This window comes from Alienimonas chondri, assembly GCF_013036045.1.
GTDB classification, from domain to species: Bacteria; Planctomycetota; Planctomycetia; order Planctomycetales; family Planctomycetaceae; genus Alienimonas; species Alienimonas chondri.
The window spans coordinates 1-23,283 of the sequence record NZ_WTPX01000031.1; the positions used below are offsets into that span (position 1 = coordinate 1).

The 23,283-nt window shown below is 69.2% G+C and carries 17 protein-coding genes; 5 read left to right on the forward strand and 12 right to left on the reverse strand.

All coding sequences use genetic code 11. The features are described from left to right. Positions 1–478: 478 nt before the first annotated feature. Positions 479–1,948 (forward strand): serine/threonine-protein kinase, encoded by a 1,470-nt coding sequence (locus LzC2_RS06780; RefSeq protein WP_171185119.1) that lies wholly within the window; start codon positions 479–481, stop codon positions 1,946–1,948. Between the two features lie 20 nt (positions 1,949–1,968). On the opposite strand, the gene LzC2_RS06785 is transcribed toward LzC2_RS06780, so the two are convergent. Continuing rightward, entirely contained in the window at positions 1,969–3,084 is a 1,116-nt protein-coding gene (locus LzC2_RS06785) for a hypothetical protein (protein WP_171185121.1), read from the reverse strand. Between the two features lie 184 nt (positions 3,085–3,268). On the opposite strand from LzC2_RS06785, the gene hisF reads away from it, so the two are divergent. Next, positions 3,269–4,186 (forward strand): imidazole glycerol phosphate synthase subunit HisF, encoded by a 918-nt coding sequence (gene hisF, locus LzC2_RS06790; protein ID WP_171185123.1) that lies wholly within the window; start codon positions 3,269–3,271, stop codon positions 4,184–4,186. 44 nt (positions 4,187–4,230) lie between these two features. Then, positions 4,231–6,273, forward strand: a complete 2,043-nt coding sequence (locus LzC2_RS06795) for a rhamnogalacturonan lyase (protein WP_171185125.1) — start codon at positions 4,231–4,233, stop codon at positions 6,271–6,273. Between the two features lie 114 nt (positions 6,274–6,387). On the opposite strand, the gene LzC2_RS06800 is transcribed toward LzC2_RS06795, so the two are convergent. Continuing rightward, complete coding sequence (locus LzC2_RS06800) at positions 6,388–7,677, reverse strand: hypothetical protein (protein ID WP_171185127.1); 1,290 nt, start codon at positions 7,675–7,677, stop codon at positions 6,388–6,390. Between the two features lie 256 nt (positions 7,678–7,933). Between LzC2_RS06800 and LzC2_RS06805 the strand changes: the two genes are divergently transcribed. Beyond that, the gene (locus LzC2_RS06805) at positions 7,934–9,085 is read left to right on the forward strand and encodes a type IV pilus twitching motility protein PilT (protein WP_171185129.1); all 1,152 of its coding nucleotides are present in this window, start codon (positions 7,934–7,936) and stop codon (positions 9,083–9,085) included. A gap of 207 nt (positions 9,086–9,292) precedes the next feature. Here the strand turns inward: LzC2_RS06805 and LzC2_RS06810 are convergent, their stop codons facing one another. Then, positions 9,293–9,700, reverse strand: coding sequence for a hypothetical protein (locus LzC2_RS06810; protein WP_171185131.1), 408 nt, complete (start codon positions 9,698–9,700; stop codon positions 9,293–9,295). A 169-nt stretch (positions 9,701–9,869) separates the two neighbouring features. Next, entirely contained in the window at positions 9,870–10,874 is a 1,005-nt protein-coding gene (locus LzC2_RS06815) for an ROK family protein (RefSeq protein ID WP_171185133.1), read from the reverse strand. A 173-nt stretch (positions 10,875–11,047) separates the two neighbouring features. Here LzC2_RS06815 and LzC2_RS06820 point away from each other — a divergent pair, with 173 nt between their 5' ends. Beyond that, positions 11,048–12,115, forward strand: a complete 1,068-nt coding sequence (locus LzC2_RS06820; protein WP_171185135.1) for an SDR family NAD(P)-dependent oxidoreductase — start codon at positions 11,048–11,050, stop codon at positions 12,113–12,115. Positions 12,116–12,169: 54 nt separating this feature from the next. On the opposite strand, the gene LzC2_RS06825 is transcribed toward LzC2_RS06820, so the two are convergent. The 8 genes from LzC2_RS06825 to LzC2_RS06860 form a co-directional block, all read right to left on the reverse strand. Beyond that, positions 12,170–14,170 (reverse strand): hypothetical protein, encoded by a 2,001-nt coding sequence (locus LzC2_RS06825; protein WP_171185137.1) that lies wholly within the window; start codon positions 14,168–14,170, stop codon positions 12,170–12,172. Positions 14,171–14,315: 145 nt separating this feature from the next. Then, positions 14,316–15,422: a hypothetical protein gene (locus LzC2_RS06830; RefSeq protein ID WP_171185139.1), complete on the reverse strand. Its 1,107-nt coding sequence runs from the start codon at positions 15,420–15,422 to the stop codon at positions 14,316–14,318. Between the two features lie 64 nt (positions 15,423–15,486). Then, positions 15,487–16,617 carry a hypothetical protein gene (locus LzC2_RS06835; protein ID WP_171185141.1) on the reverse strand — a complete coding sequence of 377 codons (1,131 nt, stop codon included), beginning with the start codon at positions 16,615–16,617 and terminating at the stop codon, positions 15,487–15,489. A 16-nt stretch (positions 16,618–16,633) separates the two neighbouring features. Beyond that, positions 16,634–17,782 carry a hypothetical protein gene (locus LzC2_RS06840; protein WP_171185143.1) on the reverse strand — a complete coding sequence of 383 codons (1,149 nt, stop codon included), beginning with the start codon at positions 17,780–17,782 and terminating at the stop codon, positions 16,634–16,636. Between the two features lie 2 nt (positions 17,783–17,784). Next, positions 17,785–18,948: a hypothetical protein gene (locus LzC2_RS06845; protein WP_171185145.1), complete on the reverse strand. Its 1,164-nt coding sequence runs from the start codon at positions 18,946–18,948 to the stop codon at positions 17,785–17,787. Beyond that, positions 18,945–20,228 (reverse strand): hypothetical protein, encoded by a 1,284-nt coding sequence (locus LzC2_RS06850; protein ID WP_171185147.1) that lies wholly within the window; start codon positions 20,226–20,228, stop codon positions 18,945–18,947. Before LzC2_RS06850 ends, LzC2_RS06845 begins: the two co-directional genes overlap by 4 nt. Positions 20,229–20,264: 36 nt before the next feature. Beyond that, positions 20,265–21,290, reverse strand: coding sequence for a hypothetical protein (locus LzC2_RS06855; protein ID WP_171185149.1), 1,026 nt, complete (start codon positions 21,288–21,290; stop codon positions 20,265–20,267). Beyond that, positions 21,283–23,238, reverse strand: coding sequence for an HSP90 family protein (locus tag LzC2_RS06860; RefSeq protein ID WP_171185152.1), 1,956 nt, complete (start codon positions 23,236–23,238; stop codon positions 21,283–21,285). The genes LzC2_RS06855 and LzC2_RS06860 overlap by 8 nt, the downstream gene beginning before the upstream one ends. Positions 23,239–23,283 lie beyond the last annotated feature (45 nt).

The window sequence follows — 23,283 nt, forward strand, 5'->3', positions numbered from 1 at the left end:
CCCAAACCCTCCCCCGCCGCCGAACCCGCCGCCCTGCGGCAGGACGACCTCCTCGATCAGGACCGAACCCGGCGGGAGACCGAGTAGATCGCCCCCGCCCGGCGGCTGCGGAGCGACGGCGGGGGACACGAGCAGCGCGGCGGCGAGGGCGAACATCGGAGAGTTCCGGAACGGGAGAGGGAGGGGTTCACGATACCAATGCGACGTTCGTGTCGGGGCAGGCTCACCCGTTCGGCACGCCGCCGGTGAAAAAGGCCGCCCCGGCGGCAGTGCGTCCGTCGCCGCCGACGATTCACGGCCGCTCCCCTCGCGATCGACCGCCGTGAGCCATCCCGAACTGTTGCCGGAACAACGGGCGTCGTCCCAGCGGAACGAAACCGTCGCAGCCGCGGAGCGAACCGCGGCTCGACGGGGTCGGACGGCGATCCTCCGAGCGGTACACTGAGCGACGCGTTCGCCACTCGCCCGCAGTAGATTCGTGTCCGTCGCTTCTGAAAATCGCTGGATCTGGCCGTTCGAGTTGCTCGAACGAATCGGGCAGGGAGGAATGGGCGAGGTCTGGAAGGCCCGGTTCGTCAAAAACGACCGGATCGTGGCCGTCAAACTCCTCCCCCAGGATATGCAGGACGAGACCGTCCTCGCCCGGTTTGAGCGGGAGGTCGGCTTGCTGCGGGACATGCGGCACCCGCACATCGTCCATACCTTCGGCGGGATGACGGACGGGGAGAAAGGCCCCGGCAACACCGCCAACCGGCGGTTCTACGCCATGGAGTACCTCACGGGAGGAACGCTCCAGGATTTGCTCGAACGCAATGAACGTCTCTCGCCGGCAACGGTGGTGCAGTACGCCCGGCAGATCTGCGCAGCGCTCGCCTTCGCCCATGACCGCGGCGTGATCCATCGCGATCTGAAGCCGGGGAACTTCCTGCTGGCGGACGACGGCGCCTTGAAGCTGGCGGACTTCGGCCTCGCCGCGGTGCGGGAGGGGAACAAGCTCACCGCGGAGGGACGCACGATGGGCACCTTCCGCTACATGGCTCCGGAGCAGATTCGCGGCCGACCGCCGGCCTGCCCGCAGACCGACCTGTATGCGTTGGGCGTGGTGCTGTTCGAGCTGTTGACGGGCACGCCGCCGTTCGCCGGCGCAACGCCCGCCGAGACCCTTCAGATGCATCTGAAGAAGCCGGCCCCTCGGGTCGTCTCCCGCGAGCCGCACTGTCCGCCGGGCTTGGACGCGCTGGTCGCGAATCTGTTGGAGAAACGGATCGAGGACCGGCCTCCGAACGCCGTGGAGGTCGGCGTGCGGCTGGGCGGACTGGACGATCAGATCACGCTCCGTACGCGGCCGGCAGCGACCGCGGATGTCCCGCCGAAGATTCGTCCCGCCGCGAGCGCGGACGACGACGACCTGACCGCCCCCCCGCCGCCGCCGCCGCGACCGGCGGCCGCCCGACCGGACGCCTGGGTCAAGTGGACCGCCGTGGGCGCGTTGGGGCTGTGCGCCGCCCTGCTTCCGCTCGCGGTCTCTTGGCGGGAGGGCAGCGCCGCGTTGGATCGGGCGGAAGGTCGCTGGATCACGAACCTGCAGCAGGGTTCCCCCGCAGACCGTGCCGCGGCCGCGACCACGCTGGGGGAGTTGGGGGAGGACGGCGACGCAAACTACGCGGCGCTGCGGAATGCGTTAGACGGCGATGAAGACGAGTTGGTCCGCGCCGCCGCGGCGGGGGCGTTGGCTTCGTTCCCCTCGGAACAGGGGGAGCTGGCCTCGGTACTCACGAAGGTGGAACGAGTTGAAGCCTCGGAACGGGTCCGCACCGCCGCGCGGTCCACGAGACAATCGCTGGAGGGCGACGCCGACGTCCCTGGCGGCCGCGGTTCGACCTTATGGGCGTGGGTGCTCGGCCTCCTGGCGGCGCTCGGCGCCGCGTTCGTCGCCTTCAAGGGCTGAGGCGGCGGGGCAGCCCCGCTTCACTCCTCCCGTGACGTGCCGATCGGCTGGCCGAGTTGCTCCCGCAGATCGCTCGGCGCGGTGAACGTCACTTTTACCACAGCGTCCTCGGTCGTCTGGCGGGCCGATGCAGCGACCGATTCGATCAAGGCTCCGAACGCGGGCGGCAGGCCGTCGCCGGCGGCCGCCGTGTTGATCGCCGTCGTCTTGAACTCCGAGACCCACCCCGAGACCGCCGTCTCCAACTCCGCGAGTTCCTTTGGCTGATCGGGGTGGAGGGCCGGGAGCGTCACCGTGACGGTCGGCGGGTCCGCCTTCAAATCGAGGGTGAACGCGATGCCCGCCGCATACCGCCGAACCGCGTCGTAGCGTTTGAGGGCGGCGGCGAGCTCCGGCGGCGGTTCGCCTGCTTCTAGCACCGCGATCGACTCGTCAGTGGGAAGTATCGACAACCCGTCCCGCGGGGCGAGGATCAACTGAAGCGTTCCCTCGGCCAAGCCGGCGAAGCCCGGCCGCGTCAACGGGGTCTTCGCGTTCGATTGGAGTTCCAGGATCCGCTGTTTCTTCCCCACGGCCACGGTGCGGGCGTCCGGCTGCCAGAGGTACAGGCCGGCGCTCCACACCTGCGTGCCCGTGCGGCCGACGAACAGCGAACCGGCGACGCCCTTCCGCTCGACTTTGACGAACGCCGGCTCGCCGTCCGGCGCCGTCACGGCGCCGAGATCGAAGTCGCGGCTCAACCGGATCACCCCCACTGTCTGGGCGTAGGCCTGCTCGCCAAGTTTCCGCCCGTAAGCCTGGGCCGCTTCGGCCTCCGCGGGCAACTGCTCGAACCCCGCGGCGACGTACGCCACGACCGGCCCGGTGAGGGTCAGCGATTCGACCTCCGCGAGGGTCAACCCGTACAGGCCCGCCATCGAGTCGCCGGCGACCCGCACCGCCGGGGGCGTCAGGTCCGCGAGGGTCGGGTCGTTCCAAGCGTCGGCGACGCGGAGGTGCAGGAAGAAATCGGCGTTCTCCAACAGCGGCGAGCCGGGGAACGGCGGGGCGACCGCCGGCCGGGGTACGGGCGCCGCGGCCGGCTCCTGCGCCGCGAGTCGATCGACGCAGCCGACAGCCGACAGTGAAGCGGCCATGCCTACCGCAACCGAAACAAGAGCGATACGAGACGCGAAGAACATGGCGGGAGGAACCGAACCGGGCGGGGCACGCCTCACGGTGCGCTGCGATTCGGGCGTTCACAACCGCTCTTTGCGGTCGGCTGGTTATCCTGCCGCCGATCGAACGTCTTCGCCGAGCTTCTCTTCGCCCGTCGCGCCCATGCCTGCTGCCCGGATCATTCCCTGCCTCGACGTCCACGGCGGGCGGGTGGTGAAGGGGGTGAACTTCGTCAACCTGCGGGACGCGGGCGACCCGGTAGACGTCGCCCGCCGCTACGAGCAGGACGGGGCGGACGAATTGGTCTTCCTCGACATCACGGCCAGCCACGAGGGGCGGGGCACGATCCTGGACGTCGTCCGCCGCACCGCCGACCAGGTGCACATGCCGCTCACGGTCGGCGGCGGCGTCCGCACCTGCGACGACGTGCGGGCGCTGCTCAACGCCGGGGCGGACAAGGTGAGCGTCAACAGCGCCGCGGTGCGCGACCCGGACTTCATCAGCGAAGCCTCCAAACGCTTCGGGGCGCAGTGCATCGTGGTGAACATCGACCCGCGCAGGGTGATGTGGGATTTGGGATGTCGGAAGTCGGATATGGACGGGCGTGCGATCCCCGAGCGATTGCGACTCGTCGAACGGCCGGCTCCCGAGCAGCCCGGCTTCCGCGAGCGCTGGATCGAACAAGCATCGTCAAATCCGACTTCCGACATCCCCCATCCGCCATCCTGCGCCTGGGACGTCCACATCAACGGCGGGCGCCTGGCGACCGGGTTGGACGCCGTCGCCTGGGCGATCGAGATGGCGGACCGCGGCGCCGGCGAGATCGTCCTGACCAGCATGGACGCCGACGGCACCCAGACGGGCTACGATCTGGAGATCACCGAAGCGGTGAGCCGTGCGGTGAGCATCCCCGTCGTCGCCAGCGGCGGCGCCGGCGGCCCGGACGACCTGTACGACGCCCTCACCGCCGGCCACGCGGATGCGGTCCTCGCGGCGAGCATCTTTCACGACGGCACCCACCCCGTGCCCGACTGCAAACGAGCCCTGGCCGGGCGGGGCGTGAACGTGCGGGTCATCTGACCCCCGCCGTTCGACAACGAGAGCGACAGACCTTGGAGAGAGCGATGCGTCACGGTTTGAGAACGTACGGACTCGGTCCGCTGTGCCTGACAGCAACCCTCTTCACGTGGGGCATTGAACGGGCGCCGGCGCGGCAGGTCGCCCCGCCGACGTCGGAGGAAGCCGCGGCCGAGGACGTCGCGGCGCTCCCGCTCGTCGAACGGACAGGGGAGCACGCCCCGCGGGCGGTCGAACGCCTGGATCGCGGACTGGTCGCGATTCCTCAGGGCGACGGCGTCTTTCTAAGTTGGCGGATGCTGGGGCGTGATCCGGAAGCGGTCCGCTTCAACCTCTATCGCACGACCGGCGACGAGACGGAGGCGCGACTCAATGCCGAACCGCTGCGCGAGACGTGGTTCGTCGATGGGGATTGGAACCCGGCCGAGGATACGACGTGGCGAGTCGAGGCCGTGGGGCCGGGGTTGGAAGCGGATCTCGGGGGCACCTGCCGTCGATCGGCGGCGGCCCCGTGGGATCCCTTCCTCAGCATCCCGCTCCAGCGACCCGAGGGCGGCCGCAGCCGGGGCGGGCGGCCCTTCGAATACCACGCCAACGATGTGGCCGTCGCTGATCTGAACGGCGACGGCGACTACGAATACGTCCTGCGGTGGGAGCCGTCGAACACCCGCGGCGGCGGCGGAGGTACGCCGCGAAGCGGCACCGGGCCGGTGCTGATTGACGCCTACACGCTGGAAGGCGAGCAGCTGTGGCGGATCGATCTCGGCCCGAACGTCAGCGCCTCCGCCCATATCACGCAGATGACCGCCTACGACCTCGACGGCGACGGCCGGGGCGAAGTCGTCCTGAAGACCGCCGACGGCACGGTCGACGGGGCGGGGCAGGTTCTCGGTGATCCGGACGCCAATCACCTGGGGCGTGACGGTTCGATTCTCCGCGGGCCGGAGTTCCTCACGGTGTTCGACGGTCGCACCGGCGAGGCGCTCGTTTCGACGCCCTTCGTCCCGCAACGTCATCCGGAGACCGACAGCCCGACTCGTGATCAGATCTGGGACGTGTGGGGCGACGACTACGGCAATCGGATGGATCGCTTCTCCGCCTGCGTGGCCTATCTGGACGGCGAACGGCCGTTCCTCGTCACCGGCCGCGGGTACTACAGCGGCCGCGGGGGCCGCGGCGGACGCACCTGCCTCGCCGCGTGGCGGTGGAGCGACGGCCGGTTGGAGCAAGTCTGGATCTTCGACACCCTCGGCGATCCGGCGCTGGCCGGGTACGTCGGACAGGGGAACCATCAGGTTTCGGTCGCCGATCTGGACGGCGACGGCCGCGACGAGATCGTCTACGGCGCCTGCGCGATCGACGACGACGGCACCGGCCTCTACACCACCGGTCTGGGCCACGGCGACGCCCTGCACGTCACAAATATGGACCCGGAACGCCCCGGGCTGGAAGTGTTCGATATTCACGAGGGCGAAAGCCACGACGCCGGTATGGAGTTTCGAGCCGCGGACGGCACGGCGATCTGGAAGAAGTTCCCACACCGGGACGTCGGCCGCGGCGTCGCCTTCGACGTCGATCCCGCCTCCCCCGGGTTCGAGTTCTGGAGTTCCGGCGGCCGCGGCGTGTTCGACGTGCACGGCGAGATGATTCACCCCCGCAAGCCCCGCTGGACGAATATGGGGATCTGGTGGGACGGCGATCTGATCCGGGAACTGCTCGACGGGACGATCATCGACAAATGGGACCCGGAGACCGGCGACGAGATTCGGTTGGTGACCGGCTACCGGGAACCTTATTTCGCCTCCGCGAACAACGGCACAAAGGCCAATCCCTGCCTGGCCGCCGACGTGCTGGGCGATTGGCGGGAAGAACTGATCCTCCGCTCGCGGGACGACAGCAAACTGCTGATCCTCGTCAGCACGATCCCGACGCCGCATTGTCTGCGGACGTTGATGCACGACCCGCACTACCGGGTGTCGGTGGACTGGCAGAACGTCGGCTACAACCAATCCGCGCACACGGGATTCTACCTCGGCGCCGGCATGCCCCTGCCGCAGCCGCCGTATCGGGTGAATTACGTCGTGCCCTGAACGCCGTCACCGAAGAGCGTCGGCAGCCCGAGGCGCGAGCCGAGGTCGTGTGAGCCTACGATTGCCGCTCGGCCTCGGCTCGCGCCTCGGGCTGCCGGGCGACGGGGGCGCTCCTCAGTCGCTCTCACCCGGCATGCCCGGCAGCGTGCTGCCGTGCTTCAGTAGCGCCCAGCGGACGACCGCGGCGGCCTCGGTGCGGGTGGCGTCGCGGAGGTAATCGCCGGTGACCGGGATCGCCAGATGCGGGGTGAGGGCGCACACCTTCCGCGGCTCGCCGACGCCCTCCTGACGGTGGCCGGGACGGATCGTGTTGCCGCTGATCCAGACCGCCCGCACGTCGCTGACCTCGGCCCGCCACGTCAGGCCGATCGGGCCGATGTGCCACCGGGAAACGATCTCCGCAGGGGGCTTCGGTTCGAACGGGTCCGCCCCGGCCGGCGTGCCGATCGTTACCGTCACCCGGCCCAACCCGGCCCACACGCCGTAGACCAGCGGCACGACCGTGAACAACGCCGCCGGCGCCGCCGCAAGGCCTAATTGGAACCACAGCGGCAGACCGCCCACCAGCCCCGCAGCGCCGAGGCACATCAGGATCAGCGTGCCGACGACGCCGAAGCCGATCAGCACCATGCCGGTCGCCAACCGGTCGCCCCAGCGTTCGTAGGCGGGGGTGCGGATCACCACGCGCGTCCCGACTTCGTCGGCCTCCTCCGAGACCCGCAGCCGCCCGCGTCGCCCGCGGCCCGGCAGGGATTCCGGGCTCATCGCCCGCCGCACCGCCCAGCCGCCCTCCAGCGCCGTGCGAACCGCGGGATCGAACGTCGCCCGCATAACCACCGCCGGGGGATTCGGGGAGAGCAACCGACCGTTGAGGAGTTCGACCAGTCGTCGCTCTTCCTCCGGCGGCAGCGCCGCGGCGACGGTCCGGCCGGGACCGCCGGCGAAGATCTGCACGGTGCGCACCGATCCGCCGGGCCACCACCACACGCCGCGGCGACGAGCGGCGGCGTGGTCGGTCGGGCCGCGGGGGTCGCGGACGACGGTCGCCCTTCGCGCGAGCCAAGGCAGAGCCCAGCGGGTGCGGACGACGACGGACGATTCGTCCACCAATACCAGGGTGCGGGTGAACGCTCGTTTGGCCCACGCCCACAGAAACGGGATCGCGACCGCCAAGCCGCCGGCGCTCATCAGGCCCAGCCCGATGATCGCCGGGCCGTTCCAGGCGCCGGGCTTCTGCGTCCAGACGGCCAATACCAGACTAAACACGAACCCATTGAGAACGAGCGCGAACACGCCCGACCGCGCGGTCCGCAGCGGCCCGGCGGCGGCGACCGCGACGATCAGCCGACCGGGCGCAGCGTCGCCGTCACGGGCGCGGTCGGCCCTCTCTTCGACGACGGTCACTCGATCCGAACCGATCACCGTCGAGTTCGCCGGCGAAACGGGGCGGGAACCATCAGAGTCGGAACGAACGAATCAGGGAGCGAAAGACCGCCGGGCGGCGCCGAGGGGGACTGCATTCTACCCGCCGACTCGCCCGATCCCGCCCCTCGTGCGGGCCTTCGGGCGGCGGTAGACTGCTCGGCCCGTCGCCGACGTGCTCATCGTCGCCTCGTCGCCCGTTTTTTCGCCTCCCTTCGTCCTTCCGCGAGACCCAGCCGTGCTGCCCCACGAATGGACCGAATCGACCTTCAAGCACGGCGCCCCGCTGGAGGTGGATCGCATTTTTAAGGCGGCGATCAAACTCAAGTGCAGCGACATTCACTTGCAGGTCGGTCGCCCGCCGGTGTTTCGCATCCGAGGGACGCTGCGGGAACTGGATCAGGCGCCGCTGACGGAGGAGGGGATCGTCGACTTGCTGTTCCCCATGATGGACCAGCGGAACCTCGATATTTTCCACCGGGACGGCGGGGCGGACTTCGCCAAAATCATGGAGGTCGACGGGGACAGTTGGCGTTTCCGCGTCAACCTGCTGACGCAGATGGGTAAAGTCGGCATGGTCGCGCGGCGGATCGAGCGATTCATCCCGGACTTCGAGAACCTGAACCTGCCGCCGGTGATGGAAAGCCTGTGCAAGTTCGACCAGGGCATGGTTCTGCTGGCGGGCGTCACCGGTTCCGGCAAATCGACCACGATCGCGTCGATGTTGAACTGGGTGAACCACAATATGCGGAAGCATATTCTGACCATCGAAGACCCGATTGAATATATTTACGATGCGGAGAAATGTCTGATCAACCAGCGGGAGATCGGGCAGGACGTGATCGACTTCGAGGTCGCGATGAAGCACGCGGTGCGTGAAGACCCGGACATCATGCTGGTGGGCGAGCTTCGCGACCGGGAAACGTTCGAGACCGCCATCCACGCCGCTGAAACCGGTCACCTGGTATTCGGCACGATTCACGCCAGTACCGCCCCGTCGACCATCGGCCGTATTCTCGACCTGTTCCCGATGGATATGCACGCGGCGATTCGCAGTTCAATGGTCTTCAATATGAAGGCCATCGTCGCTCAGAAGCTGTTGCCGACGATTTTAGAAGGCGAGGACGACCCGAAGCGGGTGCCGATCGTGGAGATCATGACCTTCAATCCCACCGTCCGAAAACTGATCATGGAAGAGCAGGACGAGAAGTTGGCTCAAGCGATCTCGCTTGGGAAACAGGAGGGGATGCAGAAGTTCAACGACAGTCTGCAAAGCTTCGTCGAACGGGACTTTATCTCCCGCGCCGTCGCTTTCGAGGTCAGCCCCAACGCCGAGGAATTGAAGATGGCGTTGAAGGGCATCAGCGTGAAGGGCTCTTCGATCCTCTGACGAACGCTCGGAGTTCTCGACCTTCTGCCGTCGCGTCTCCTGCGGCGGCGGATCGGGGACGAACCGTGGGGATCGACCGGTCGCCTTCTGTCTTCGTTCTTATCTGCGCAAAGAACACGCCCGCCCGCACTAAGACGTGCGGGCGGGCGTGTAGTCAATCGTTCGCCGCCGGGTCGGGGCGATCGCTTCAGCTCACTGCGACGAGCGTTAGCGAAGCAGTTCGCGGACGCCTCGACGAATCAGGACGTCCTGCAAGCTGCCGCCGCGGTTCGAGCCGTAGACGCCGTTGTACCCGTAGCCGGTGTTGTAACGGCCGGTTCCGTAGGTCCGTCCGCCGTACAACCCGCTGTTAAAGCCCGGGGAGTAACCGCCGCGATACCCGTATGAAGAGGAGTATCCGCGGTTGTACCCGTAGGACGGATAGCCGTAGGAGGGACGCACGCCGTACGACGGCTGGACCCCGTAACCGTAGCTGGGGCGGTAGCTGTTGGAGTTGTATCCGCCATAGGCATAGCCGCCGTTCCCCACGCTGATGCGGAGCTGGGCGTCGGCGGTGTCGGCGGTGCCGAACCCGGCCAGGCAGGCGATCGCGGCGGCTGTGATGAAGGACTTCATGGTGATGTTCCGAAGGTGAGTTGTCAAATTCCTGTTGATGCATCACCTAGCAGTGCAATCCCTGCGCCAATGCCCCGGAGAGCCACGAAAGCGGTCGTCGGCCCACCGGGCCGATCGCACGGCGTTCATCGATCGCCGTCGACTGCGGTCTGGACGAACGAACGTCGCGTCAGGCGGAGAAGGCCCGACGCGCACACCCAGCCGCCCCGACCACGCCCGCGTCGGCGCCGAGACTGGCGAAGCTGATGTCCAGATGCTCCGCCACCGTCGGGAACGCCCGCTGTTGGACCTCCTCGCGGATCCTCTTGAGGAACAGATCGCCGGTCGTCGTGCCCGGCCCGCCGAAGGTCATCGCCCCCGCCAACAGCACGCAATCCGGATCGATCGTGTGCAGCACGGACACGGTGCCCACGCCCAACAGGCGGGCCGTTTCGGTAAGGATCTCCGTCGCGAGGTCGTCCCCGGCGGCGGCGGCTTCGCAGACCAACTTCGGCGTCAGCTTCTCCCCCTGCGCGATTTGCTCGTGCAGGCGGGAGGTCCCCGGGTCCGCGGCCAGGGCGTCGCGGGTGCGGGCGATCACGCCGCGGGCGCCGCAATACGCCTCCAGCGTGCCCCGCATCCCGGTGCCGGGATGCTCGCGGGCGTCGGGCCGGGAATCGACGATGATGTGCCCGCACTCGCTGCCGTGGCTGTGTTCCCCTTCGATCACGGCGTCCCGCAGGATGATGCCGCAACCGATTCCGGTACCCAACGTCCACAGGACGAGACTGTCCGCATCGCGGCCGGCGCCGGACCAGTACTCGCCGTAAGCGGCGGCGTTCGCATCGTTCTGAAGCGTCGTCGGCTTACTGAACCTCGCTTCGACCGCCTCCCGAATCGCCCAGTTTCGCCAGCCCGGCAGGTTCGACGGGCACAGCAGCTTGCCGAGCTTGAGATCCATCGGCCCCGGCGTGGCCAAGCCGACCGCCGCGATCTCCGACAGGCTCACGCCCGCGTCGGTCAGCGCCTGAGTCGCGGAGGCTTCGATTCGGTCCAAGCCGGCGGCGGGACCGAGTTCCTGCTCCGTCGGCACCGATCCACGCCCCCGCAGCACGCCCCCGGCATCCACGACGGCGGCCTTGATGTTCGTACCGCCCACATCGATTCCCAGCAGCGGCGGGGCAGTGGAGGACATGGTCGAGCGTTTGTGTGGAAGGGGACGACAGGCGCGCGGACTGTACCGGGCTGCTCCGATCGCTTGAAGGTCAGCCCCCCTTGGATGGGCAAGGAATGCGCGACGGCCGGGGGGGAGCGAGGCTAAGATTTCTTGTCGCCTAGAAACTTCCAACTCGTTCGCTTCGCCCTCGCATGTCGTCGACTCCCGCCCGTCTAGGTTCCGCGTTGGCCCGTACGGCCGTAGCGGCGACGCTCACCGCCGCGGGGACCGCCGTCGGCTACAAGCTGACGACGCGTGCATTGCGGGGCCGGTACAGCTTCGCGGGGAAGACCTGCGTGGTGACCGGCGGGTCGCGGGGATTCGGGCTGGTGATCGCTCGCAAACTGGTGCGCGCCGGCGCCGCCGTGGCGATTTGCGCCCGCGACGCCGATCAGGTCCGACGCGCCGCGGACGAGCTGGCCCGGCGGGGCGAACCGGGGCGGGTGGTCGGCGGCGTCTGCGACGTGACCGATCGGGAGTCCGTGCGGCGATTCCTCGCGACCGTGACCGAAGCGCTCGGCCCGGTCGATCTGCTGGTGAACAACGCCGGGCTGATCTCGTTTGGTCCGCAGGCCTCGTTAACGCCCCAAGACTACGAGGACAGCCTCGCCACGCACTTCTGGGGGCCGTACTTCTTCACGGAGGAAGTGTTGCCGGCGATGAAGCGGCGGCGGAGCGGACGCATCCTCAACATTGCCAGCATCGGCGGCCGCGTTCCGTTGGTGCACGGCAACGCCTATACCGTGGGTAAACACGCGCTGGTTGGCTACAGCGAGGGGCTGCGGACCGAGGCGGTGAAGTTCGGCGTGTACGTCACCACCGCTTGCCCGGGGCTGATGCGGACGGGCTCCCCGCGTCATGCGTTGATTCGCGGGAAGCACGAGGTGGAATACGCAGGGTTCAAGATCCTCGACAGCCTGCCGGGCCTGAGTTGCAGCGCGGAGTACGCCGCCGACGCGGCACTCGGTGCGGTCAAGGAAGGCCGGGCCGAAGTGATCCCGCCGTGGCCGTTCGCGGCGGTCGCCACGTTCCACGACACGTTCCGCAACTTCAGCCTCGACCTGCTCGGCCTGTTGGGACGGGCGATGCCCGACGCCCCCGGCCCGATCGGCGCTCAAACCACGCCGGCCGTGAAGGGGTACGAGGTCGAAACCCCGCTGAGCCGCTCCGCGTTGACCGGACTCACCCAGCGGGCCGCGGTGCGGAACAACGAAGTGTGAACCATGGTCGCGGCCTGACCCGAAGGGCCCGACGGGAGGACTCTTCGCCGGGAGTCAGGCGCCGCCGTCGCTCGGTTCGTCCGCCGGAGCTGCGGGCGCTCCCGAACTGGGGAGCAGTGCCTGAGCGACCTCCGCCGCGTTCGGACGCAGGCTCCGTCGCGCCACGTTCTCCGCCACGGTCAGCAGTCGGAGCACGCGATCGAGCGCCTCCGGCGATTCGGATTGAATGCCTGCCGTCCGCATCTTGGCGGAGAGCGAGCCGAGCGACGCGGATCGTCCTCCCAGCGCCCGTTGGATCGACGCGGGCATCGCGGTCGGATCGTAGATCTCCGCTTCCGTGACCTTCGTTACCGGCACGGCGACCGTGTACTGAACCTCTTGCGTGCGGGCTTCCGTCCGCTCCCCGCCGGCGCCGTCCGGCACTTCCGCCATGTAATTGACCACCTTCGTACGGACCTCTTGACGCATCGTCGTGTACTCGCGCAGCACGGTCTTCCGTCGTCCCGCTGCGAAGGCGGAGGGTTGTTCGGCGACGATCGTCGCGATCTTGACGAGAGCCCTTTCGCGGGCGGCGGCGTCCCGGCTTTTGTCTGCCGCATCGAGGGCCGAGATCGCGGCCTCGATCTCCCTGTCGGTGAATTTCGGCGGCGGGGCGACCGCCGGACCGACGGCCCCCGCGTTGGAGACGAGCGGCACATCGCCCGACCCGGAGTTCATCCCGCCCACCGCTCCGGTTCCGGACAGCTGGGCCAGTTCCGCGGTCATCGCGGGGACGAAGAAGCGATCCGGCTGCGTGGCGAAGCGATCGGCGAGCCGGCGCAAATCGACCGGCGCCCGACCGTCCACCAACACCGCGGCAAGCTGCAGATGAAGCTGTCTCGTGTACCCGAATAGTCCGATCCGTCGCGTCAACCGACCGACGAGATCGGAGGCCACGTCGTCGGGGTCCGGCGGGAGCGGCGCGATGGAGAACCCCGGCACGACCGTTCCGCCGGGACCGACGATGACCGGCGGAGACGGTCGGCGTGCGCCGAAGCCGATGCCGCCGATGGAGGCGCTGGTTCTCGCCAGCGGCAATCGCAGCGTCGCGGGACCGGCGGTGCAGCGAATCGTCTGCTTTAACGCCGGCGTCCCCGGCAGTTTCTGCCGCTCCGCCCGGAGAAGAGCGGCGACGTTGAGGTTCGCCCGCGCGGCCGTCTCGGCCAATGTGAGGACCCCGTCGCGATCGACGTCCGTCTCCGCCTGTCCGAGCGCCGCCGCGAAGCTCCACGCCGTGAGTCCGATCCCGCCGGTTGTCGATTCGATCTCGAAGCTGGATTCGCCCGAGTCGAAACCGGTAATGAACGCTTCGTTGCCGCCCGATTGGAGAACCTGCCGTCGCTGGGCGTCGATCGCGACCGCCCCCGGCACGTCGATCGCGGGGCTGACCATTTGCGGGGTCGAACGATCGAGGGACGCATCCCAGAACGTGAGTCGGTGGGCGGCCGACGAGAGAGCCATCTGAGCCCGCACCTGCGGGACGGAGATGCCCTCGAGGCCCAGCCGCCTGAGCGTCGAATCACTGGCGGCGAAGTAGGGGAGACCGTTCTCAGTCGTCCCGTAGCCGAAAGCCGCGAACACGCAGACCGTCGGACGTCGATCGGCGGCTCCCCATCGCGAAGCGGCGCCGGCGACGTTCGACAGCGCCTGCAAGAGTTCGTTCCGCGAGGTGCCCAGGAACTGCACGCCGCTCGTCCGCAATGCGTTCATCCGCTTGACCGACGCCGGACTCTGCGGGATCCGGTCGATCGCCACGACGCAGTTCGCGGGGGGAATCAGGCCGTATTCCACGACGAACGTGTGGGCCAACAGAACCGCATCGTCCGGAGCCCACGTCGCTCCGGCCGCCGCCGGCGGCACGTCGGCGGGATGACTGACGCCGACGAACAGGCCGGCGCTGCCGCTGGGCGGAGTCGGCGCCAGTTTCGCCGTCGCGTCCCTCTGGCGGGCGACCGCTTCGGGAGCGGCAGGCGCCAGCAGCGCCAGCAGGAGGAGGAAACGCGCGAAACGATCCATGACTCGGCCCTTGTGAAAGATCGGAAAATCGATCTTGTCAAGTCGGCGCAGGCCCAACAAGCGGCGGTTTCCACGGCGCGAGCTGATATTTCAATATATTCCCGATGCGGCGTCCTTGTCGGCCCCCGACTGTCACGAATGAGGCTTATCTCCCCTCCGTCGCAAACGCCCGGCTCGCGGCCTGCCGGCGGGAGACGGCGTCGTTGCCGTTGCGGGCGTCGAATTGTGAGGCAAGGTCGTCCGCCGCCGCCGTGAACATGGCGCCAAGCTCGGAGGGACGCACCGGGTTCTCGAACTCTTCGATCGGGAAGTCGGTCGGCAGGCGCATCACCCGGCGACGATCGGAGTTCCCCGAAAGCCGCTCCAGCGCAACGCCGGCCGCGGACAGATATTCGCGGCGATTGTCGTCGGACGCTCCGCCGACGGCGTCGGCCGTTCGCTTCAAGAGAGCCGGAACCTCTTTGGCGGCCCCCGTCCGGGCGAGGTAGAGGAAGTGTCGGGCGGCGCACCAGGTGAAGTGCGGGAAGCGATTCAACGCGTTCAACCCCAGCCGGTGCTGCTCCGCCGCGTCCTCGTCACGCCCGAGTCGCAGCAACGGCGCGAGCAGTTCGCTGTGGGTGCGTTCCGGCTCTTCGGCGCAGCTCAGGCACCCATTCAATAGCGGCGCGGCGCGGTCGACGGCTCCGGCGTCGTCGCCCAGCCGGACGGCGTGCGTGACCGTTCGACTGGCCTCGCAGGCGTGGCAATCGCTGAGGGAGTCCCGCGGGGCCGCCTCGAATCGGGCGAACGCTTCGCCGGCGGCGGCTTCGTCGCCCAGCATCCAGAGAGTATTCGCCCGGTAGTTCTCCGCCGGCCGCGGGCTGAACCCGTGGGCCTCGCAGCGGGCGGCGAAGTCGTCGAGGACGGACATCACCCGCTCGACCGGGAACGCGAGGTAGTCCGCCAGCGAATCCGCCAGCCATTTGTACTTCCACAGCAGGCTATGCCAGTCGACCCATTCGGCTTCGGGGTCGCGGTCAGCCTCGCCCAGCACGACGGCGAAGGGCGTCAGCGCCCGGTCGTACTGCTTCGCCCCCATCACGGCCTCCCGCACCACCGCGAGCCGCGCCTGCATCCGGAACTCGACGTCGCACCCGGCGGCGTCGGCCTGCTGCACGACCTCCTCCCACAGCCCCACCGCCGCCGCCCCGGACGGAGCGGATCGAGCCAAGAGGAAGGCGAACTGCACCTCGGGCGGCAGGTGATCGAACATCGCGGTACGGCGTGCGGAAAGGCGAGTCGGACCCGGCCCTCGGCGGACCGGTTCGGGAAGGAAGTTACCCGGCGCCTTGTGCGAAGGCCCGCGCCGCCGCTCGGCGCCGGGTGAAGGCGTCGTTGCCGTTGCGGGCGTTGAACTTCGCCTCGATCGCGTCCGCGGCGGCGCCGATCTGAGCCGCCAGGTCGGACGGCTTCACGGGGCCGCCGGCGTCCGGCCCGTTGGCGTAGGGGACGGGAAAGCCGGCCGGGAGGGCGAATCGTTTCGCTTTGTCGGACTTCGCCGCGACGGCTTCGAGGAACACCTCGCTCGCCCCGAGGAACCGCCAGCGGTCGTGATCGGGAACGGCCGGGACCGAGCGGGCGAACCGCTTGAACACCCGCCCGCCTGCCGTCAGATCGCCGGTGCGGGTCAGATAGTCGAGGTGGTCGGCGCCGCGGGACACGAACTGCGGGAACCGTTTCAGCGCGTTCAAGCCGATGCGGTGTCGCTCGGCGGCGTCTTCGTCGCGGCCGAGGCGAATCAGCGGGGCGAGCAGCATGCCGTGCGTGTTCTCCGGCTCCTCCGCACAGCCCAGCCGACCGGCGGCGAGGGGGATGAACCGTTCGACCGCGCCTGCGTCGTCGCCGGTTTGCACGGCGAACTGCACCGCCCGCGCCGTCTCGCAAGCGCGGCAGTCGCTCAGCCCGTCGCGGGGGGCCGCTTCGAAACGCTTCATCGCCGCCGCGGCGGCCTCGACGTCGCCCAGCAGCCAGGCGTTGTTCGCCCGGTAGTTCTCCGCGGGCCGCGCGGAGAACCCGTGCGCCGCCGCCCGGTCCGCGAAGTCGTCGAGGATCGCGAAAATCTTCTCCCGCGGGATCGCCGCGTACTCGCCCGTCGAATCGCTGAGCCACTTGTACTTCCACAGCAGCTGATACCAATCGACCCACTCCGCGTCCGGATCGCGATCCGCTTCGGCCAAGAGGGTCGCCCAGGGGCCGAACGCCCGATCGTATTGCTTCACGCCGTCGGATGCGGCCGCTTCGACCAACTCCTCCCGGAACGACATCCGCACCTCCGCGGGGAGGTTCGCCGCATCGGCGCGGGCGACGGCGGACTCCCAAAGCGCCACTTTTGCGGGGCCGTCTGGCGCGAAGTAGGCCGCTTCCGCGGCCTCGAACACGTCGGGCGGAAGATCTTCGGCGGAGAACATCGCGGGGCGACTTTCGTCAGGGGTTAGCGGGGACGGCTGCACCGAACACGAAGGTCCGTGCCCGGCGGTGCAGGCGAAGATGGAAGTCGTTGCCGTTGCGTCGGTCGAACGCGAGCGCCAACGCTTCGGCCTCCGCATCCATCGCGGCGATCAACGGGGCCGGGTCCGATCGTCCCGCGGCCCCCGCCAGCGGAGCGAGCGCGTCCCCCTTCGGAAACGCCAGCGCCGGGGCGTCGCCCGTTCTCGCCAACGTTTCCAGCGACGGCGACGCGGCGGAGAGGAACTGCATCCGGTCGTCCGGGGCGACGTCCCCGAGGAACGGAACGGTGCGACGCAGCAGACCTTGGAGATCCCGCTTCGCGACCTCGGCGGAGCGGGCGGAAACGCCCCCGCGGGCGACGACGTGACCTAGGAACATGGCGCACAGCCCGGCGGCGTGAACCCGGTGCGGCTCGGATCGCAGGATTGCGGCGCAGTTTCCGTAGTAACGCACGGCCGTCTCGTCCTCGCCGGCATCGACCAACGCCCGTAGCACGAACGGTTCCCGCAGGCCGTGGCATACGTATTCCACGCAGGTCAATCGGCCGTCGATCAGTCGGCGGCCGTGTTCGCGGATCGCCGGCAGGTCGTCGGCGTACCAGGCGAAATCCAGCCGCTGTCGGACTCGGCAGTGCTCGCAGAGAGCGAAGTGCCCGTTCCAGGGATGCGACATGCGATGCAGCAGTTCCGCGGCGCGATCGAGATCGCCGGTCGCCTGGGCGAGGTTGAGCAGTCCGTCGGTGATCTCCGCGTCGGCCAAGCCCTCCGCCTCGCCCCGGCGGGCGAACTCTTCGCCCAGCTCTCGGAGTCGACTGAGCGGGACGTCCGGGAAACAGGTCGCTCCGGTCAGCAGGGAGGGGAACGTGACCATCAATTGACCGCCGTCGTCACAGGCGTCCGGATCGGCGTCCACGTCCTTCAACAGGCGTGGGAACAGGGCGAGTGCGACGTGATATTGCGACGCCATCATCGCCGCATCCAGCTGCCCCATCCGCGCCCAAAACGAAATGCGCTCGTCTCGCTCGGCATCGGCGCGGCGGGCCACGTCGGCGAACGCCGCGGTTCGTCCCGGCCCGTGGCAGTGAGCGTCGGCGGCGTGGAGCAGGGCTTCGAGATCGTCGTCCATCGCTAGGGATCCTTCCCGGCTGCGGCGGGCGGCGCCAATTCGCCCAGGGCGAATGCTCGGTGCAGGGCGTGATGCCGTCGGTGGAACGCGTTGCCGTTGCGGCGGTCGAACGCCTCCGCGAGCGCCTCCGCCTCCGCGTCCATCGCCGCGGCCAGCGCATCCGGGTCGGCCTGCCCGGGCTCGCCGGCGAGGTCCGCGAGCGGATCGCCGGCGGGGAATCGCAGCGGGGGCGGGTCGCCGATCTCCGCCAGCGCCGCGATCGCGGGAGCCGCGGGCGTGAGCAGTTCCATGCGATTGTCCGGGCTGATTCCGTCGGCCAGCCCGACGCATCGCCTCAGCAGTGCGGAGAGCGCGGCGCCGGCCTCCGGGACGGTCAGTCCGTCCGCTCCGCCGCGGTGAATGACGTGGGAAAGGAACGACAGATGCAGCCCCGGCATCACGACCCAGAACGGACCGGACCGCATTCCCGCCGCCGCGACGCGGTAGCGCCGAATCGCTTCGTCCAGTTCCCCCGCCAGCGTCAGCGAGCGGAAAATCAGCGCCTCGCGCGGGCCGCAGAACTCAAAGCGAACGCATCGCAGGTCCTCGTCGATCAAGCGGCGGACCAGCCGGAGGATCGTCGGGTGATCCTCGGCGCACCAGGGCAACATCAGTTCGTGCCGCAACCGACAATGCGTGCACTCCGCAAAATGCCCGCCCCACGGCTTCGACATCCGCTTCAGCAAGCGCTCGGCCCGGGACAGATCGCCGGTCGCGGCGGCGAGGCGAAACAGGCCGCCGGCGATCTCCGAATCGTGTCGCCCCGCGGCGGCGGCGCGACGGGCGAAGTCCTCGCCGAGTTCGCGGAGCCGTTCGAGGGGGATCTCCGGGAAGCTCGTCGCCCCGCCCAGCAGCATCGGGAAGGCCAGCAGGAGTTGATCTTCCAACTGGAATCGGCCCGGCTCGGCGTCCGCATCGGCCAGCAGCCGGGGGAAGGTGGAGAGGGCGATGTCGAACCGATTCGTCATCACCGCCGCGTCCAACAGGCCGAGCCGTGCATTGAACGCCGCTTCGGCGTGGCCGTCCGCTTCCGCCCGCCGGGCGAGGTCGGCGAACGCATCCACTCGCCCCGCGTCGTACGGCCGGGAGGCCGCCTCTTCCAGCGCGTCGTCGAGCGCCGTCGTCACGTCCGCGGCCCCCGATCGCCTGGCTCGTCGCTGTAGTCGTCGCCGTTATCGTCGCCGGGAACCTGGTCCGAGGCGTCGGCCAGCGGATCGGCGGACGATTCGGCCGCTTCCCACAGCGCCCGCAACCGCTCGCGGCGCGGCGCCGGCACGCGATCGATGCCGGAGCCGGGACCGAACACGAACGCCCGATTCCCCGCGGTCTCGACCGCGAGGTACTCGTTGCCGTTGCGGGCTGCGAAGGCTTCGTCCAGAAGGTCGGCCTCGGCAAGCAGCGGGGCGACGACGTCTGAAGGACTGCGCAACGGCGGGGAGGTCGAATCATCCTCTCCCGGCAGCAGCAGTCGCAGCGGTTCGTCGTGCTGGGCGGCGAGCGCCTCGCAGGCGAAGCCGCACGCCTGATACGCCTGCCCGCGGAAGCTCGGGCCCATCTGCGGCGCCGCCTTCAACAAACGGCGGACGCGGGTCCGCAATCGCTCGACATCTTCCTCGCCCATCCGCTCCGGCTGGCGGGCGAGTCGGCGGGAGGCGTACTCCGCCAACAGGATGTCCCCGAACAGCCAGGAGCCGGAGCGGGCGTCGGCCTCGGCGAAGTTTCGGTCGGCTTCCTCCTCCTCACCGGCCCAGATCAGCGGTCGCAGCGACCACTCCAGAAAGGAACTCCGCCACATCCACGCCCCGGGGATCTGGTTCGCGATGACCGGCCGCATCGCGGCCAGCGATCGCTCCGGCTGGGCGGTGTAGATGCCGGCGAGGGCCTCGGCGTCCCAGGATCGCGGGAGGCCGGCGCGTTCCCTCGCCCGGATCATCGCCACGCACATCGCGGGCACCGCTTCCAAATCGCCCAGCGTGCCGCGGGCATGGAGGCGCGTCTCGTACATGTCCGCCTCGTCCCCGCCGAGCGCGTCGACCCGCCGGGCGAAGTCGTCGAGGAGCGATTCGACCCGCTCCCGCGGAATGGACGGGTAGCGGGTCGTGTACCGCAGCACCTCCGCGTAGGCGGTGAGAACGCGGTCGGGCGGGGAGCCGTCCGCGGCGGCGGCGTCGGGATCGGCGTCGAAATCAGCCAGCAGCGCCGCGAAGGTCGGCAGGACGCGGTCGTCGCCCAACTCCGTGCCCGCCGCGGCGATCAACAGCGCCCACCGCACCCGCCGCAACCGCCCCGGGTCGCCGGTGGCCTCCGTACGCCGGGCCAGATCCGCGAGCGCGGCGACCTTCGCCGGTCCCGAGGGCATGACCTCCAGCTCGAACAGCTCGCGGTGGAAGGCGTCGCTTTCGCTCATGCGGCGGTGTCGGCGCGGGGACGGACGGGCGGGGACTCACCAATGGTAATCGCGGCCAAGAACGAACGCCCGGTCCCGCCGCAGCCGGGCCGATGCGAGGCCGTTTCCGTTGCGCCGGTCGAACGCCGCGGCAAGGCGGTCGGCCTCAGCCGACAGTGCCGCGGCGGCTACGGAAAAATCGGCCGGCTGGTCCCCCTGAGCGCCCAGGCCGGGTGGCAAGCGAAGTCGGACGGCTCGTGGGTCGGCCGCTTCCAGCACCTCGCAGGCCGCCGCAGCCGCGGGCCACAGTTCCAAGCGGATGCCGACCGGCGCGTGCGGCCCCAACCGGAACGCCCTTCGGAGCAGCGGAGGGAGGGTATTCGCCACGTCTCGCTTCCTCCCCACGCCACGCGAACAAGCCTCCCGCACGGCCCGCCGCAACCGGGCCGCCACGTCGTGCGGCATCTCGTAGGCGCTCGCTCTGAGCGGTCGGTCAGGAATCTCCCACAGCTTCGGTACGGGAACGGCCTTGGCCAGTCGGAACGCCCAGGGGCCAGCCAGTTGGGGAATCCGGCGATCTGCCGCGGTAGCGAGCCGGTGGACCAGTCGATCCGCCGTCGGCAGACGGCTCTCTCTTCCGAGATGGTGGACCAAGAGCAGGCGGATGCCGGTGAGATCGTCATCGCCTCGACCCCACAGCTTGACGCGGGCGGCGAAATCATTCGTGAGATCAATCAGTCGGCCCCGGAAAACGGCGGGGTCCATCATCGCGCCCCACAGCGCGAGCGGGTAAAACCTGACGAGCGTCGCCGCGGAGACTCCGCCGGCGCGGGCCGGGTCGCGGTCGTATTCGGCCAGCAGCCATGCGAACGCCGGCAGCACGCGGTCGGCCCGGTTGAGTCCCGCCCCGGTCGCCGCGTCCAATAATCCGATCCGAGCTCGCACCTGGTCGTCGCGAGCGTCCCCGGCGTCCGCCAGTCGGACCGCCTCGGCCCAGCCGAGCATTCGGCCAAGGTCGTGCGGCCGAGCTTCCAACTCCGGGAAGAGTCGCCGCAACCGCTCTCGGGCGACGGCATCACCCATCGTCGCTCTCTTTGCCGGCCCCGTCGGCTCGGCCCACGCCGCGGCCATCGACGGCGGCGGCGATCAGGCCGAGCAGACTGTCGCCGAACAGTTCGAACTCCGCCTCGCCCAGCGGATAATGGCCGAGCATCAAACTCTGAACGTACAGCAACTCCACGGCGGTGCGGACCGTACCGCGGGCCACGGCACCGCCGCGGTCGTCCGGCGTCGCGGCGGTCGCCGCCAGATTCCGGATCAGCGGGTGCGACCAGTTCAAACAGAGGCGCGGCCCCTCGACCTGCGGGCGAGCCTTCTGCATCTCGTTTAGCAGGCCGCCCCAGAGCTCGTTGGCCTGTTCCTTCGACCGTTCCATGTCTCGCAGGAAGCTCGCTTCTTCCCCGATGGCGTACAGCGCCGGCAACGTCTTCGGCTCGAACCGACGCACGTCCGGCGTGCAGTCCAGCGGGGTGAGGGCGTCGGACGCGACGTTCAGCAGCGTCGAGGCGGCGTCCCAGGCGTCATCTTCCAGTTCGGTGAAGTCCTCCGAGAGGTCCGCCGCGGTGACCTTCTCCGTCGTCACCGGCAGCACGTCCGGCAGCGTTTCGAGCAATTCCTGCTCGTCCGTGTAGCAGGCGTTGACGACGACCATCCCCTGAGCGCTGGCCACCGGGGCGAGCTGTCGGAACTGGTCCATCGTCGAGGCGAATCGCAGCCGATCGTCGGACCGCTTGCGGATCTCCTCCAACCGCAGCCGGCCGGCGGTCGTCTCGAAGGGCAGCCAGTCCGCGGCGAGTTTGCGGAACTCCTCGTCCTCCACGGCGAGCCGCTTCACGGCCCGGTAGTGGACGTCGATCAGTCGATGCAACCGATCGCGGTCCTTCGCCGCCCACCGCAGCAGCGTGCGACGCAGGCTCATCCCGAGTTCGTCGCGGGCCTCGGCCAACTCCGCGTCGTCCCGCAGTTCCTCCCGGCTGGCGGTCGGATGCAGGCCGTCCGCGTTCAGCACGCAGGTGACGAAGAACGCCCAGTCCGGCAGCAGACCGTCCGCCTTCTCGCTCAGCAACATTCGCTTGAGATAGACGCGATGATCGCCGGTGCGGCTGCGGACGGTCGATTCCGGCCGGACCAGCGCCACGCCGCGGACCTTGCCGGCGTCGGAGGTCACGGGGAAGGCATCGAGGAACTTCTTGCCTAGCGCGGCCTCCGCCCACTCCAACAATCCTTCGCGGTCGGCGGGCGAGTCGGTCGGGAATTGCTCCCAGGGCGGAACCTCGTTGAGCGGCTCCTCCCCCCCGTCGGGACCGGATCGGCCGTGCTTGAAGGTCACGGGGAAGGGCAGCAGCGAACCGTAGCTCGCGGCCCGTTCCCTGACCGTCTCCGGCTCGAAGTGTTCGAGGCGATCCTCACGGGCCCGCAGGAAGACCTGCGTGCCGGGAGCGAGGTCCGCGTTCAGCGTGCGAACGGTGTACGTCCCGTCCGCCCGGCCGCGCCACTCGACCGGGCGGGCGTCCGGCTCCACGCTGCGAGTGATGGCGACGATCTCCTCCGCGACGAGGAACCCGGCCAGCAAACCGATGCCGAAGCGGCCGATGAACGTGTCCTCCTGAATGTCGCCCCGCTTGGCGCTGCGGCCGATCTTGGCGAGGAACTCGTGCACCTCCGGCTCGGTCAGGCCGACGCCGTTGTCTCTGACGGAGAGCGTCGGCGGGTGATTCGTCCCGTCCTCGGTGGTGCGGGCCGGCAGCAGTTCGAGCGTCACCCGACCGTCGGACAGTTTGAAGTCTTCGTCCTTCGCCGTGCGAGCGGTGAGGGCGTCCACGCCGTTCTGCAGCAACTCCCGGACGACGACCCGGGGGCCGGAATAGAGGTGCTCGCTGAGCAGTTCGATGACCCCCCGCAGATCGACTTGGAATCGGTGATCCGAGCTGGCGGGACCCGCGGTCGCGGGATCGGCGGCGGTGTCGCTCATGGCGGCGTCGGCGGAGGGAAGTAGGCGGGGGCGGCGAGCCTCGGA

Excerpts from the sequence above, each read along its gene's own strand:
- LzC2_RS06785 (WP_171185121.1), bottom strand. The coding sequence starts at position 3,084 with ATGGCCGCTTCACTGTCGGCTGTCGGCTGCGTCGATCGACTCGCGGCG.
- hisF (WP_171185123.1), top strand. The coding sequence starts at position 3,269 with ATGCCTGCTGCCCGGATCATTCCCTGCCTCGACGTCCACGGCGGGCGG.
- LzC2_RS06795 (WP_171185125.1), top strand. The coding sequence starts at position 4,231 with ATGCGTCACGGTTTGAGAACGTACGGACTCGGTCCGCTGTGCCTGACA.
- LzC2_RS06810 (WP_171185131.1), bottom strand. The coding sequence starts at position 9,700 with ATGAAGTCCTTCATCACAGCCGCCGCGATCGCCTGCCTGGCCGGGTTC.
- LzC2_RS06815 (WP_171185133.1), bottom strand. The coding sequence starts at position 10,874 with ATGTCCTCCACTGCCCCGCCGCTGCTGGGAATCGATGTGGGCGGTACG.
- LzC2_RS06820 (WP_171185135.1), top strand. The coding sequence starts at position 11,048 with ATGTCGTCGACTCCCGCCCGTCTAGGTTCCGCGTTGGCCCGTACGGCC.
- LzC2_RS06825 (WP_171185137.1), bottom strand. The coding sequence starts at position 14,170 with ATGGATCGTTTCGCGCGTTTCCTCCTCCTGCTGGCGCTGCTGGCGCCT.
- LzC2_RS06830 (WP_171185139.1), bottom strand. The coding sequence starts at position 15,422 with ATGTTCGATCACCTGCCGCCCGAGGTGCAGTTCGCCTTCCTCTTGGCT.
- LzC2_RS06835 (WP_171185141.1), bottom strand. The coding sequence starts at position 16,617 with ATGTTCTCCGCCGAAGATCTTCCGCCCGACGTGTTCGAGGCCGCGGAA.
- LzC2_RS06840 (WP_171185143.1), bottom strand. The coding sequence starts at position 17,782 with ATGGACGACGATCTCGAAGCCCTGCTCCACGCCGCCGACGCTCACTGC.
- LzC2_RS06850 (WP_171185147.1), bottom strand. The coding sequence starts at position 20,228 with ATGAGCGAAAGCGACGCCTTCCACCGCGAGCTGTTCGAGCTGGAGGTC.
- LzC2_RS06855 (WP_171185149.1), bottom strand. The coding sequence starts at position 21,290 with ATGGGTGATGCCGTCGCCCGAGAGCGGTTGCGGCGACTCTTCCCGGAG.
- LzC2_RS06860 (WP_171185152.1), bottom strand. The coding sequence starts at position 23,238 with ATGAGCGACACCGCCGCCGATCCCGCGACCGCGGGTCCCGCCAGCTCG.